Origin of the sequence: Acinetobacter sp. YH01022, from assembly GCF_013420235.1 — a bacterium.
In the GTDB taxonomy this organism is placed as follows: Bacteria; Pseudomonadota; Gammaproteobacteria; order Pseudomonadales; family Moraxellaceae; genus Acinetobacter.
On sequence record NZ_VOYP01000016.1, the window covers coordinates 22,643 to 37,612 of the forward strand.

The 14,970-nt window shown below is 35.6% G+C and carries 11 protein-coding genes and 1 other annotated feature; of the genes, 8 read left to right on the plus strand and 3 right to left on the minus strand.

The window, feature by feature from the left end; translation table 11 throughout:
- Position 1 precedes the first annotated feature (1 nt).
- The 7 genes from FTT87_RS07620 (at position 2) to FTT87_RS07650 (ending at position 10,803) form a co-directional block, all read left to right on the plus strand.
- Entirely contained in the window at positions 2–1,138 is a 1,137-nt protein-coding gene (locus FTT87_RS07620; RefSeq protein WP_180174631.1) for an AAA family ATPase, read from the plus strand.
- A gap of 23 nt (positions 1,139–1,161) precedes the next feature.
- Positions 1,162–4,287, plus strand: coding sequence for a type I restriction endonuclease subunit R (locus tag FTT87_RS07625; protein WP_180174632.1), 3,126 nt, complete (start codon positions 1,162–1,164; stop codon positions 4,285–4,287).
- Positions 4,288–4,879: 592 nt separating this feature from the next.
- On the plus strand, positions 4,880–5,782 hold the full coding sequence (locus FTT87_RS07630) for a YafY family protein (protein ID WP_180174633.1): 903 nt from the start codon (positions 4,880–4,882) through the stop codon (positions 5,780–5,782).
- Positions 5,783–5,878: 96 nt separating this feature from the next.
- Positions 5,879–6,934 (plus strand): ATP-binding protein, encoded by a 1,056-nt coding sequence (locus FTT87_RS07635; protein WP_257230570.1) that lies wholly within the window; start codon positions 5,879–5,881, stop codon positions 6,932–6,934.
- A gap of 16 nt (positions 6,935–6,950) precedes the next feature.
- Complete coding sequence (locus FTT87_RS07640; RefSeq protein WP_180174634.1) at positions 6,951–8,228, plus strand: hypothetical protein; 1,278 nt, start codon at positions 6,951–6,953, stop codon at positions 8,226–8,228.
- Positions 8,229–8,231: 3 nt separating this feature from the next.
- The gene (locus FTT87_RS07645; RefSeq protein WP_180174635.1) at positions 8,232–10,151 is read left to right on the plus strand and encodes a hypothetical protein; all 1,920 of its coding nucleotides are present in this window, start codon (positions 8,232–8,234) and stop codon (positions 10,149–10,151) included.
- A gap of 4 nt (positions 10,152–10,155) precedes the next feature.
- Positions 10,156–10,803 (plus strand): OmpA family protein, encoded by a 648-nt coding sequence (locus tag FTT87_RS07650; RefSeq protein WP_180174636.1) that lies wholly within the window; start codon positions 10,156–10,158, stop codon positions 10,801–10,803.
- 53 nt (positions 10,804–10,856) lie between these two features.
- Here the strand turns inward: FTT87_RS07650 and FTT87_RS07655 are convergent, their stop codons facing one another.
- The 3 genes from FTT87_RS07655 to FTT87_RS07665 all read right to left on the minus strand — a co-directional run bounded on the left by FTT87_RS07655 (position 10,857) and on the right by FTT87_RS07665 (position 13,690).
- Positions 10,857–11,588 (minus strand): Fic family protein, encoded by a 732-nt coding sequence (locus FTT87_RS07655; RefSeq protein ID WP_180174637.1) that lies wholly within the window; start codon positions 11,586–11,588, stop codon positions 10,857–10,859.
- Positions 11,589–11,748: 160 nt separating this feature from the next.
- The gene (locus FTT87_RS07660; RefSeq protein ID WP_180174638.1) at positions 11,749–12,429 is read right to left on the minus strand and encodes a cupin domain-containing protein; all 681 of its coding nucleotides are present in this window, start codon (positions 12,427–12,429) and stop codon (positions 11,749–11,751) included.
- Positions 12,430–12,470: 41 nt separating this feature from the next.
- A protein-coding gene (locus tag FTT87_RS07665) for an IS3 family transposase (RefSeq protein WP_180174639.1) occupies positions 12,471–13,690 on the minus strand; the annotation gives its coding sequence in 2 pieces (ribosomal slippage) (positions 12,471–13,414 and positions 13,414–13,690; 1,221 coding nt in all).
- Positions 13,299–13,415: a sequence feature (AL1L pseudoknot), on the minus strand. It overlaps the preceding gene by 117 nt.
- Before the next feature lie 250 nt (positions 13,691–13,940).
- Between FTT87_RS07665 and FTT87_RS07670 the strand changes: the two genes are divergently transcribed.
- Positions 13,941–14,933, plus strand: a complete 993-nt coding sequence (locus tag FTT87_RS07670) for a Fic family protein (RefSeq protein ID WP_180174640.1) — start codon at positions 13,941–13,943, stop codon at positions 14,931–14,933.
- Positions 14,934–14,970: the final 37 nt, after the last annotated feature.

Consider the following 14,970-nt stretch of genomic DNA (forward strand, 5'->3'; position numbering starts at 1 on the left):
TATGAGTAATACTTTAGCGGAAGTTGCCCATCAGTTAAGAAACGCTCAGAAGAAGGTACAGTTAATTTATGCCTTTAATGGGACTGGAAAAACACGCTTATCAGGAGAGTTTAAAAAACTAATCGCGGATAATGATGGGGGGGAGCCTGATGGCACAACATCTACACGCGAAAAAATTCTTTATTATAATGCCTTCACTGAAGACCTGTTTTATTGGGATAATGATTTAGAAGGGAATTTAGAACCTAAACTAAAAATTCAACCCAACACTTATACAGATTGGTTGCTTACCCTCCTGAAAGATCTGGGGCAAGATGGAAATATTGTTAAATATTTCCAACATTATACCAATGATAAATTAACACCGAACTTTAGTGCAGATTTAACAGAAGTTACTTTTACTTTTGAGCGTGGTGATGATGAGAACTTTGGAAATTTAAAAATATCTAAAGGAGAAGAAAGTAATTTTATCTGGAGTGTATTTTATACACTGCTAGATCAAGTGATTACGATACTCAATGTTGCTGATCCAACAGATCGAGAAACGAATCAATTTGATCAATTAGAGTATGTCTTTATTGATGATCCAGTGAGTTCATTAGATGAAAATCATTTGATTCAATTAGCGATTGATTTAGCGCGATTAATAAAATCAAGCGATTCCAATCTTAAATTCGTCATTACTACACATAACCCATTATTTTATAATGTAATGTATAACGAGTTTAGTCGTGCAAACAAATATATATTTCGAAAATCTGAAAGTGACACAATAACCTATAAATTAATGAAACAGGACTATGATTCACCTTTTTCATATCACCTTTACTTGAAAAATGAACTACTAGAAGCTGCAAACTCAGGTGATATACATAAATATCACTTCAATTTTCTACGTAATGTTCTAGAGAAAACATCTACATTTTTAGGTTATAACGAATGGGGTGAATTATTACCAGTTGTTGAGAGTAGTGATTCTGTGAGTAGTGCGAACCCTTATGCGCGAATTATCAATTTGTATAACCATGATAAGCATTCAGCTGATGAAATTAAGGAAGTACACGAGGATCACAAACGAGTATTCAAGTTTTTGGTTGGTGAGTTAGATAAAATTTATAAGGGAAATAGACAGTATTAAAATACTGACTTTAAGGGGTGAATATGAATAATTATTCAATAGTTGCTGAATCTAACCATTTTATTATTCTTGATAAATATATCAATGAATCTCAAGCACTGGATACTTATCAAACTGAAGCAGATTTAGAGCGTGAACTCATACAAGATCTAACTAATCAGGGCTACGATTTTTTACCGTCCCTAAATAATGCTCAAGCCATGATGAATAATGTGCGAGAGCAATTACAGCTATTAAATAATGTACAATTTTTAGATGGTGAGTGGTCACGTTTTGTTGAAACATATTTAGATAAATCAAGTGATAGTGCCGTAGAAAAAACCAGAAAAATCCACGATGACTACATTCATGATTTTGTTTTTGATGATGGGCGTATTCAGAATATCTATTTACTTGATAAAAAGAAAATTGCTCGTAACAAAGTTCAGGTCATCAAACAGTTTGAACAAAAAGGTAATCATGCCAACCGTTATGATGTCACCATTTTGGTCAATGGTCTGCCATTGGTACAAGTTGAACTGAAAAAGCGTGGTATGGCGATCCGTGAAGCATTTAATCAAGTACATCGTTACAGCAAAGAAAGTTTCAATAGTGAAAACTCACTGTATAAATATTTACAACTGTTTGTTATTTCAAATGGAACAGATACTCGCTATTTTGCCAATACAACAGCACGTAATAAAAACAGCTTTGATTTTACGATGAACTGGGCAAAGTCAGATAACAGTCTCATTAAAGACTTAAAAGACTTTACAGCAACGTTTTTCCAAAAAAATACCTTACTAAATGTTTTACTTAATTATTCTGTATTTGATGTAAGTGATACTTTACTTGTAATGCGTCCTTATCAGATTGCCGCAACAGAGCGTATTTTATGGAAAGTTAAAAGCTCATTTGAAACCAAGAAATGGAGTCAATCTTCGAGTGGTGGATTTATTTGGCATACCACAGGTTCAGGTAAAACCTTAACAAGTTTTAAAGCAGCTCGTTTAGCAACAGATTTTGATTTTATTGATAAAGTTTTTTTTGTGGTAGACCGAAAAGACCTTGATTATCAAACAATGAAAGAGTACCAACGTTTTTCTCCTGATAGTGTAAATGGTTCTGAAAACACAGCTGGATTAAAGCGAAACTTGGATAAAGATGATAATAAAATTATTGTAACGACCATACAAAAGCTAAATATCTTGATGAAAAGTGAAAATGATTTGCCGATATATAACAAGCAAGTCATGTTTATATTTGATGAATGCCATCGTAGTCAGTTTGGTGAAGCACAGAAAAATTTAAAGAAAAAATTTAAAAAGTTTTATCAATTTGGTTTTACAGGAACTCCGATTTTTTCTGAAAATACTTTAGGTAATGAAACAACTGCTAGCGTATTTGGTACGTACGACAAAGATAAAAATAGAGGTGCTTTGCATGCCTACGTAATTACCGATGCAATTCGTGATGAAAAAGTCCTTAAATTTAAAGTGGATTATAATGATGTACGCCCACAGTTCAAAAATATAGAAAGAGAACAAGATGTTAAAAAGCTGAGTGCATATGAAAATAAACAAGCTCTATTGCATCCTGATCGTATACGAGAAATTAGTCAGTACATTTTAAATAACTATCGTCAAAAAACGCATCGTTTACAAGTGGCTAGCAAAGGCTTTAATGCTATGTTTGCTGTGAGTAGCGTAGATGCTGCTAAGATGTATTATGAATGCTTAAAAGATTTACAAAAAAATAGTGATAAACCTTTAAAAATAGCAACTATATTTTCATTTATAGCCAATGAAGAACAGGATGCAGTTGGTGATATTCAAGATGAAAGTTTTGACGTATCGGCTATGAATAGTAGTGCCAAAGAGTTTTTAAGTTCAGCGATTGCAGATTATAATGCAATATTTAAAACAAACTTTAGTGTTGAAGCTAAGAGTTTCCAAAACTATTACCGGGATCTAGCTAAGCAAGTCAAAGCTAAAGAAATTGATTTGTTGATCGTGGTTGGGATGTTCTTAACAGGATTTGATGCTCCAACATTAAATACTTTATTTGTCGATAAAAATTTGCGTTATCACGGTCTTATACAAGCATACTCACGGACTAACCGCATTTTTGATGCGACTAAAACATTTGGCAATATCGTAACTTTCCGTGATTTAGAACAGCCAACGATTGAAGCAATACGATTATTTGGTGATCGAGATATAGAGAATATTGTTTTAGAACAAAGCTATGAAGAATATATGGAAGGCTTCACTGATGTATTAACTGGAGAAGCAAGAAGAGGCTATATAGAAGTAGTTAAAGAGTTGGAGCAACGGTTCCCTAACACCGATGAAATTTTTAAAGAGTCAGATAAAAAGGCATTTGCTAAATTATTTGGTGAATACTTGCGAGTAGAAAACGTACTGCAAAACTATGATGAATATGCGAGTCTAAAAGAATTACAAACTGTTGATTTGAATGATGCTAGTGCAGTCGAAGAATTTAAAAATAAGCATTATTTAAATGATGAAGAATTAGCACAGCTTACAGCAATTGATATGCCAGCTGAACGGAAAATTCAAGACTATCGATCTAGTTATAATGATATACGGGATTGGTTGCGTAGGGAGCGATTAGCAGAGCAAAAAGAAGAATCTACGATCGATTGGAACGATGTGGTTTTTGAGGTTGATTTATTAAAGTCACAAGAAATTAATTTAGACTATATTTTAGAACTTATCTTTGAAAGTAATAAAAAGATCAGGGATAAAGTTGCGTTGGTTGATGATATGCGACGTGTGATTCGTTCAAGCTTGGAGAGTCGATCTAAAGAAAGTCTTATCGTTGATTTTATTAATCATACCGATTTAGACAAGATTGAGGATAAAGCTAGTGTGATGGATTCTTTTTACACTTTCGCTCAAATAGAACAACAGCGTGAGGTTCAGGAACTGATTCACGATGAAAACTTGAATGAGGACGCTACTAAACGATATATCATGGCTTCTTTAAAGAGGGAATTTGCAAGTGAAAATGGCACTGAACTTAATACAATTTTGCCTAAAATGAGTCCATTGAACCCACAGTATTTAACTAAGAAACAAAATGTTTTCCAGAAAATTTCGATTCTAGTTGAGAAGTTTAAAGGTGTTGGCGGTAATTTAAAATAAAAATAAGATCTGTTAGCTAACTACCTGTGGCAACATAGGTAGTTAGCATTAGTGGGTTAAATTGGGTAAAGCTAGAAGTATTTAATATAGAAATATTAGACTATTACATGTTGGGTTAAACTGCCACCATCTCTGTTTTTGAGCATTTCAATTAAGAAGAATAAAAAGTTAAGAAATAAAATAATTTTATAGACTTATGACATGTCCTGTCATTTTTATGTCTTATCTTCGCTTCATTCCATTGTTTAGTGATTTTGATCAAAAGTCTAAATTTAAAAATCAAATTGAAAGGACATTAGAGCATGACGATAAGCCTCAATCCATTTACTCATAAACATAAGAAAAAAGCTCTAACACGTATTTTTAGAGAACTAATACTGAGGGAAATTAAGTGGGCTTATTCTAACAAATTCTATTTATAAATCTTGCATTTAGAACGATATTTGGAAAAACTAAATTTTTACAAATTGAATTTACATTAATATTTTTTTTGTGATTTGATGTAATTTTTTGTTTACTTATTGTGTTATATTTCAAGCATATTTAAAACTTGAACACCTAGTATATATTTTTAAATAATTAGAGAAAATTTATGCAGCGTGATGATTCTATTCATGAGCGTTTAGCCGACCGATTAGCCAATATTTTAACAAAATTAAATATGGGGCATCAGTTAAGTATAAAAGAGCTTGCCTCTGATTTTGGGGTGAGTACGCGCACTATTTCGAGAGATTTTGACCGCCTTAATACTTATTTGCCTTTGTTACAGGATTTTGAAAGTAAAAGATATTATCTGGATTTAAACTACTTAGGGAAAATTGCCCCGAAAGATATTCGTAACTTTGCTCAGCTTTCAGGGATTAGTCATTTGTATCCATCATTGGATATGTCATTTCTGCGTGAGCTTTTAGATAGTAGAGCACATCAAATTTATAGTGCTAAGGGTTACTCTTTTGAAGATGTTAGTCAGTTTAAAGAACTATTCAAAGTTCTTGGAAAAGCAATTCAAGAGCAGCGACAAATTGGTTTTTTATATAAAGGAGAGCCTCGCTTGGTTCAACCTTATCGTCTGATCCATCATCATGGCAGTTGGTATTTGGCAGCAGTCAGAACAGATCAATTGCGTACTTATCGCATTTCGCATATTCAGCTCATGCACTCTTCACATCAAAACTCTCAATTTGTCCCTGACCGAGATATTGTAAAACTTGTGGAAGATGATGACAGTATCTGGTTTGGGCAGGATAAGCAGGAAATCATTTTATCTATTGATAGTCAGGTTGCATTTTATTTTAAGCAGCGATCTATCTTACCTGACCAGCAAATATTAAAAGAGTTAAACGATGGTGGATTGCTAGTTTCTTCTAAAATTAATCATGACATGCAGTTATTGCCATTAATACGATTTTGGATTCCACATTTAAAAATTGTCAATCCAGATGGATTGCAAGAAGAGCTAGAAAAAGATTTAAAAAAATACTTATCTCTAGCATGAGAAAAAAAGGGGAGCTGTGTTAATACAGTCACATAAAGATGATGAATGTTAAGACATGGATTAGTGAGTTTTTAAAAATTAAAGTTGGCATTAGTAATGAAAAATATGATTAAAGAAATTTTTAATGTTGGAAATGGCAAACAAATATCAAATATTGAAGACAATATCGTGAGTTTGGAAAAAGCTAGAGAACGGTTACAAAAATTTCAAACAGAACGTGAGGAAAATAGCATTGTTGAACATCCTTCTGAAAAAGAAGGGACTCTTAATTCTGTTTTTCAGATAGTACAGCCAATCGTCACTCTAGATAATGATGTGATTTTATCGATAGCAACTCGTGTTCAATTAGATGAAGGATTGGCTAAGTTAAAATTTCATAAAACAATATATGAAGACTGGAATTTCGGTAGTGTAGATAAACAGGGACGTAGCGTTATTCTAAATTTCTATGGTGCTCCCGGTACTGGAAAAACTCTAACAGCAGAAGCTTTTGCAGGAAGTTTAGGAAAGCCTATTATTAAACTAGGTATAGCTGAATTAGAAAGTAAATTTATGGGGGAGACTTCAAAAAATATTCAGGCTGTATTTAAAGTGGCTACAGAAGAAGATGCAGTCCTATTTTTTGATGAAGCTGATACCTTGTTAGGTAAACGCTTATCTTCTGTTACCCAAGGTATTGATAATGAAGTCAATGCAATGCGTTCTACTTTATTGATTGAATTAGAACGTTTCAATGGGATTGCTATTTTTGCGACTAACTTTGCTAAAAATTACGATGAGGCTTTTAGAAGCCGTATTAGTCATCACATCCATTTTGATTTGCCAGATTTAGAAGCGCGTAAAAAACTTTGGGCAAAAATGTTGGTAGATCAAATACCTTTATTAGAGCCTAAAGACGAATTTATACAAACTGCATCAGACTTATCTGATGGATTCTCTGGGCGAGAAATACGTACTTGTATGAGATTAGTTCTGCCTAAAGCTTTATTAGAAGCTGAAAAAAATCAAGAAGAGCCTAAGGTTAAGTTAGAGCAACTTCAAGAAGTTATTGATCGTATTAAGCAGGCTAAAGTTGAAGTTGCGAATAATGACAGTAAATTAAATGCGAAAGAAATTAGTACCGCTAAGTCTTTACTTGGTGTTAAAAATTAAATAAGAGGGGTAATTCATGGGTTGGTTTAGTAGTGCATGTTCAGCTATTGGTTCAGCTGTTTCATCTGTTGGTAGGGGGATATCATCTGCAGCAAGTGCAGTATGGGATACAGCAAAAAGTGCAGCTAGAAAAGCTATTGATTGGATGGCAGATGAAGCTGAAAACTTTGTTGGTAAGGTAAAAGATGTTTGGAAAATGGCCAAACCATGGGTGGAAAAAATAGCGCCGTATATTTCCAAAGGTATCGCTTTACTTCCATTTCCATGGGCTGGAGCAGTTGCAAAAGCAGTAGAAAAGGGTATCCAAGCATTATTGGCATTGGAAAATAGCCCTATTTTAAAAAAGGTTGAGCAAGCGATTATTTGGGCTTCAAATGCGGCAAAGCATTTCCGTGATATGTACATGACGCCTAAAGATGTGAAGGAAGCTGAACAGCGTCAGCAGGACTTGCAAGAAGCTATGGATGCGATGAAAACTGAGGAACAACGTCAGTCTATTCGTTTTGCAGCTGTGATTAATGATTATGTTTTAGTACAAACCCATATCCAAGAAATCTTAGAAAAAGATACGGTGAAAGATTTCTCACATTATCTACGTTTACGTGCAACCCAAAAATTATTAAGAGCTGCGGAAAAAACACTAAATACTGCTCGTAATTTAGATGAAATTACCGCAGATGATTCATTCCTCTTACGTATAGGTGCTGATCTGCTCGCAGAAAATCCAAATCTTAGCGATGCTGATGCAGAGAAACTAGATAGAATTATTAAACGTCGTTTCAGTGGTAAGTCACTAGTTCCATTTGTATTTGAAGAATTAATTTGTGCTTGGGAAACTAAGTTACAAAATATGGAAGCAAAATGGAAACAGATGAATAAAGAGTCAGCGACTTTAAAACGTCAAATAAAAGAACTGGAAGTGAAAATGCAAATTGAATCACTCACTTCTGATGAAGAAGTACAATTGGTTGATTTGAAAAATGATGCAAAAAATATCTCTCACCAACTAACTCAACAAGCAGAAGAAAACCGTGCAATGCAAAGCTATGTTCACGCTGCAGAAGGTTTCCTTCAAGTTTTAGAGAAAACTGCTGAACAATTTGAAGAAGAAGGTCGTGACTATATTGTAGATGACGTTGCAACTGTTGGACGTCTACTAGTTGAGTGTGCCCAGCATGGTAAACAATGGAACGAGCTAACAGGGGATGAGCAAAGCCTTATTACTGACTATGCGAATATTTTCGCAGAAGACAGTAAAAAACGAACTCAAGAGTTAGTTGAGGCAGAGGTCTGATCTATGGAAATTTTGAGTTTTTTACTTCCTTTTCATTTGTCTCCATTTAAATTAGATGCTTTACCTAGTATTTTCTTTTTTGTTATTTGGGGTCTTTTCTTCTTCACAATTTTTAGAGTGTATCAAACAGCAAAGCCTGAGAATTGGGAGCATAATTGGTATGGTGGCAACAAAAATAATCAGTCAAAAAAACTAGATGCCGAACATGGCTCCGTTATGGAAATTAGCGAAGCTGTTGCAACACCATCTGAAAAATTGGCAGATATTATGCCTGGCATGATTCTGATTATTGGTTTGTTGGGTACATTTTTAGGTTTAGGGCTTGCCTTAGATAAAGCATCTTCAATTCTCACGGGCGCTAATGCATTGAGTAATATGGATGCATCAATGGCGAACCTTATGCAAATGCTTGAGGGATTAGGGACTAAATTTAAAACATCTACTTGGGGATTACTTGCTTTTATTCTTTTAAAAGTCATTTTATCTAAAAATGGTTATGAAGAACGTCGCTTACGTTGGTCAATTGAAAAAGTGAAAAGTGAGCTCGATATTGTTCGTGATCAGAAATTACAAGAGGACCGTAACAATAATAATAAGCTGATTGATTGTATGCAAACTATAGCTATGCAATTTGAACAAACTATTGCGAAAAATCAATCTACTAATCAAGAACAACTCAAGCAATTAACTCAGCATACTCAAGACACGATTAAAGCCATTCAACTTAGTCATGATGAACAGTTAAAACAGCTACATTTAAGTAATGAAGAAAATGTACGTTCTTTAACTTCACAATCTAGACTTATAGAAGGGTTAGTTGAGAACACACAGCAAAATCATGCTTCTCATCTAGAACAAACAGGGAAATTTTTATTATCATTTGAGCAAAATAGTAAAGATCATCTTTTATTGCTTACTCAAAATCATTCTGGGCAAATTGAAACTTTAAACAAACAGTCTACATTGTTGGAAAAGAAATTCGATGTTTTAGCGCAACAATCAGTGAGCCTAATCGAATTAGTTGGAGAGCAACATAAAGAAACTGCACAATTGCTCCAAGATAATGTAGCTCAGAGTGTTCAGACGCGTGATGCTATGGTTGACTTCATTCATAAGAATGAAGAAACAGTTGTTAGACTAGGAAAGGCTGCTGAAGGAATGTCTCAAGCCGCATCGACAATGGGAACGTCAGCGAGCCAACTACAGACCGTTATTGATAGCTTTAGAAAGAATATGGAAGAAGTCATTTCTTTGATGAAAAAAGACTTGAACTCTACCATTTCTAATATGAATACTAGCTTTAGCCAAAATATGACAAAAATGTCAGATAATCTCAAATCGTCTATTGGTGATATGAGTACAAGCTTCAAGAAAAATATGTCTGAAATGTCCAGAGGTTTAGGCGAAGCAACTCATGATATTTCTAATGCGGTAACTAGTTTATCTACAAGTGTTGATAAAACGATGAATGAAGTTACTGCTACGATTGGTCAATCCATGGAATTGCAGACAAAAGCACAAAAAGTATTTACTCAGAGCACGAATACATTAAATGAATATATTGAAGAGATGACAGGTTTGGTTAATAAGTTGTCTGGAGATATTACAGGTGGATTAAAAGCTGTTTCAGAAAGTAATCGTCAAGTGATTGGTCTGGGTAAACAAATCAAACTAAGTAGCGAGGATCTTACACAAACAGTGGGGAACGTATTTAATGATTTGTCTCAAAATCTCGATGCTCTTAATGGTTTGAAGCCTACACTAGAAAATTTAGCAAATGGTATTGTTTTACAGAAGGAAACATTGGAAAGGATGGAGTCTCAGAATTTAAAGCAAAATAGTTCTCAAAAGAAAAATGAAAAGATTAAGAGTGCTAATGTAAATTCTGCTATTTCACAGGCACTACTGGGTTGGAAGGATTGAGTGAATGAAGGATAAGCCAAGTGAGTGGGTATCCATTTCAGATCTTATGGCTGGTGTAATGGCTGTCGTAATGTTGTTGCTTGTCATGTCAGTTCTACAAAAAACCTATGCAGAATTAAAGCATAAGCAAGAGTTAGAGCAGGGGGGGGCTGCCCAGCAGAAAAGAATTAGTGAGATGTTAACGGATCTAAAGAATTCTGTAGATGAAACAGGAGCGAGTAATTTAATTTCCTTTGACATCGCTGATGGAAAAATCACATTAAAAGAAAATATTTTTAATGTAGGCAGTGCTTGTATCACACCATCGGCAGCTAAAACATTCAAAAGCCTCGATCAACGTATCGTTAGTTTTTTAAAGGAAAATCCGAATGCCTCTGTTTTTGTTGAGGGACATACTGATAATTCAGTTGTAAAGCAGCCTGTTCTTGAGTTTAAGGAAAAATGTACGGTTTATGATGATAACTTTACGTTATCTGCGGCTAGAGCAAGAGAAGCTAGAAAACTAATCATTTCAAGTTTGGATTCTAAAGATGCAAATCGGGTTATCGTTGCGGGTTATGGTGACTCTCGTCCTCTAAATGGTATTGATCCATCAGATGGAAGAAATAGACGGGTAGAAATTCAGTTTGCAGTATCAGAAAGTAGTAAATAACAATCTAATACACCCCCTCTCTCATCGTCTTAAGACGATGAGAGAGGGGGTTTTTATATTCTTAAGACTACCTGATAAGGCTTAAACCCTTCTAATACAGCATCAGCAACCAATTGAATAAATGCTTCAGTTTTTCCATAAGCCATCCACTGATCCAGGGCTTCATAGTAGGCCAATCGGTTTTCAACAGTGATGACACAAGGTGGATAGCCAGATTTTAATAATTCAAGATTCATCAATAGACGTGATGTACGCCCATTGCCATCAATGAAGGGATGAATGCCAACAAAATCAGCATGTACTTTGGCTGCACGTTCAATTGGATGCAGCTTATGCGCTTCACTATTATACCAGTCTACTAATTGAGTCATCTTGTCATTTAATAATGTGTAATCAGGCGGGGTAGACGTAGCACCTGATATCAGAACGTTTTGCTGACGATAACGTCCAGCATTATCATCATCAATATTCTTTAAGATAAGCTGATGGATATTACGAATTTGCCACTCAGAAAAAGGCTCCTCTTTCCGAATGATATCTTCAACATAGTAAATTGCATTTCTATGGTTGATCGCTTCGAAGTGTTCTCTTAATGCCTTTCCACCAACAGTAATACCTTCGAGTACTACTTTTGTTTCTAGCAGGGTGAGGGTATTACCTTCAATTGCATTCGAATGATAGGTCCAACGGACAATAAGATCTTCTTGTAAATTTTTGACAATTGATGGAGAAAGGGGGCGATGTTGATCTAATTTTTTCTTTAAATCATCAATAGTTTCAAACATAACCTTATCCCTGAATTTGTCTTAGTCGATAATACATGAAAAAAGAAATATCAGAAATGTAGTGATATATCATTACATTTTATTGATTATAAAAGTAGTAATTGGAAGGCTTCCAGTATTCTAGACACGAGACAGCTTCATTTTGAAGACACATTATTGTTCATTTTACCCATACATCTATGGCATGTTGCAGATGACCAGTTTTGACATAAAGAGTTGCACCTGATGGACCTGCCTGAAATTTAGCGGCACTATTATTGATGGGAAGACGGACCCATGAACCTGCTGGATATATTTCAGTGCCGCAAAATAATTGACCTTTGATAATTAGAAACTCAATCCCTTGTTCTGATTTCTCTACGAAAATTTGATCAGGTTTTAGCTTTTCTAAATAGGTCTGCTCATGTTCCGATTGAAATAACGGGCATATCATCCGATGTTCGGTAAGCTTCCAATTCGCTGGATCATTGGTATTAATCCGGATGGGCTCTATCTCATGTTCAGTCATTTGCATCAGTTTCACAAAGATTAAACAACCTGCTTTACTGGAAACCCGATGAGTTGAATGATGGGGGTTGCGTAAATACCAGCCTGCTGGATAATCATCTTCAGCATTCTCGGTAAAAATGCCTGACAAGATGAGGACTTCTTCACCCAAAGGATGTTGATGTTCAGGAAAGGCAGATTCTGGTGCGTATTTCACAAGACTAGTTGCACGTGCTTTCTCATCGCCAATACGATCAAGCATCATTCTATCGACTTCACCTCCTGGAGATTTCACCCAATGGTAATCCTCTGGCTTGATGATGACGGGTTGTGAGAAGTCGGCATGAATAAACATAATGAACCGTACCGGGTTTGTCGGAGACTTTTTTATTTAAGTTAGGCCACCTGACCTAACGGATTAATCTTATCATAGTACATTGCTTCAAACTCAAAAGGCGATACATAACCCAGTGCACTGTGTACACGCTTTTTGTTGAACCAATCTAGCCAATTTAATGTCGCAAGTTGTACATCCGCTAAACCTTGCCAATCTGCTTTTAAATATTCAATCACTTCTGTTTTGTATAAGCCATTCACCGTTTCAGCCAAAGCATTATCGTATGAATCACCTGTCGTACCGACTGATGCTCGTAAATTTGCTGCTTCTAAACGATTGGTATAGCGAATAGAAAGATATTGAACACCTCTATCTGAATGATGAATCACATTCTTAGGCATACCTCGATCGTGCAATGCTTGCTCCAATGCATCGAGCACCATATCTGTATTCATCCGTGTAGATACTTTCCATCCAACAATTGCTCGTGAGAACACGTCAATAACAAATGCGGTATATACCCAGCCTGAATGAGTTTGAATATACGTAAAGTCACCCACCCATAGTTGGTTTGGATGATCAGCATTAAAATTACGTTTCACTAAATCATCTGCCCGTTTTTGGTCATCTCGGTTACGGGTGGTTTGTTTATTCTTACCACGCCAAACACCTTGTATACCTAGCTTTTGCATCAATCGAGCAACTGTACAACGTGCAATCACATAGCCTTCACGTTTCAGTTGTTGCCAGACCTTACGCACACCGTATCGACCTGAACTTTCTTTCCAAATTCGCTTAATCTCCTCAGCATGCTGCAAGTCATGTAAATCTCGTTTCGCTCGATGTTCTGGATTTACTGTGAGATCTAAAGTCCGGTAATAGGTTGAAGCAGCGATCGGTAAAATCCTACAAATCGCCTCAACACCATATCGATCTTTATTGTTAAGGATAAAATCCACCATTATTTGTGTGGGCGGTCGAGCTCCGCCTGGGCGAAAAAAGCCGCTGCTTTACGTAGAATTTCATTGGCACGTTTTAATTCTTTAATTTCACGTTCCATTTGCTTCATTTTTTCTTGGTCAGATACCTGTTGTACTTTGGCGGGATTTTGTTGATCTAAGTATTTTTGATACCAAACACGTAGTGTTTCAGGAGTACAGCCAATTTTAGGAGCAATTGCGGAAACTGCTGCCCAATTCGATGGATAATCTTTTTCAGATTCAATTAGTAATTGAACCGCTCTTTCTCTAATTTCGGGGGTATAGTTTGGTTTTTTCATCGGAATAGTCTCTCAGAATATTGACTCTCCGACAAACCCGGTACGGTTCATAATGCTGTCCTGTAATGAAGAAACCTAAGTATTTTAACGAGAATGCATAGGTTTATTTTAAAAGAAATAGCGATTAGTTAGCTCACTGTTTCAGAAAAGATAAGCATGTTGATAGCAGATATTACTCACTAAGCTATGAAATATTAATATTTTAGAGTTTAATCAACTGTGCTTTGTTTTTACATCAATTAGGAATGGCATGAAATATCAACCGCCTTATACGATCACCTCTAAAATTATTCACTTGATTGCACAAATTAGTGAATCAATAGGGCGTTTGACTGCATTAACCCAAATCCAAGATAGCCTTAAATTGCGAAAAGCCAATCGTATTCGAACGATTCAAGGGTCTTTAGCAATTGAAGGGAATACCTTGAGTACAGAGCAAATCACAGCGATCCTGAATGGCAAGACCATTATCGCTCCACCTAAAGAAGTTCAAGAGGTACGTAATGCCCTAAAGGCATATGAAGAAATTCAAGATTGGAATCCTGATCAAGAATCGCATTTGCTGAAAGCACATCAAATATTGATGATAGGACTGATTGATGAAATTGGACAGTATCGTCATGGCGGTGTTGGTGTGATGTCAGGGGATCGAGTCGTGCATATGGCTCCGCCTGCAAATCAAGTCCAGCGTTTAATGAGAGAGTTATTACAGTGGTTGGCTGAAGGTAATGAGCACCCATTAATTCAGAGTTCAGTATTTCATTATGAATTTGAGTTTATACATCCATTTGCTGATGGCAATGGGCGGATGGGGCGTTTATGGCAAACTTTAATCTTAAGCCAGTGGAATCCTATTTTTCTCAACATCCCTGTAGAAAGCTTGATTTATCAAAACCAAAAAGCTTATTACGATGCATTGCAAGCGAGCACAAATCGTTCAGATTCTGCACCTTTTATTGAGTTTATTTTGCAGATGATTCTAGATGCAATACTTAGTTCTGATGCCAGCGATCAAGATACCGCTCAAGCTAGCGTACAAGTTAGCGATCAAGTTAAACGTCTCATCCAGAATATGGAGCAGAAAGAATATAGCTTAACTGAGCTTATGGCTCTATTGGACTTGTCCCATCGAGCCACATTCCAAAAAAATTATTTAACTCCAGCATTAGAAGCAGGTGTGATTGAACGTACCCTTCCTGATAAGCCTAAGAGTCCTAAGCAAAAGTACAAATTAAAAAATTGAACTGTACTGAAGTTGATGTGATTATTAATATCATAAT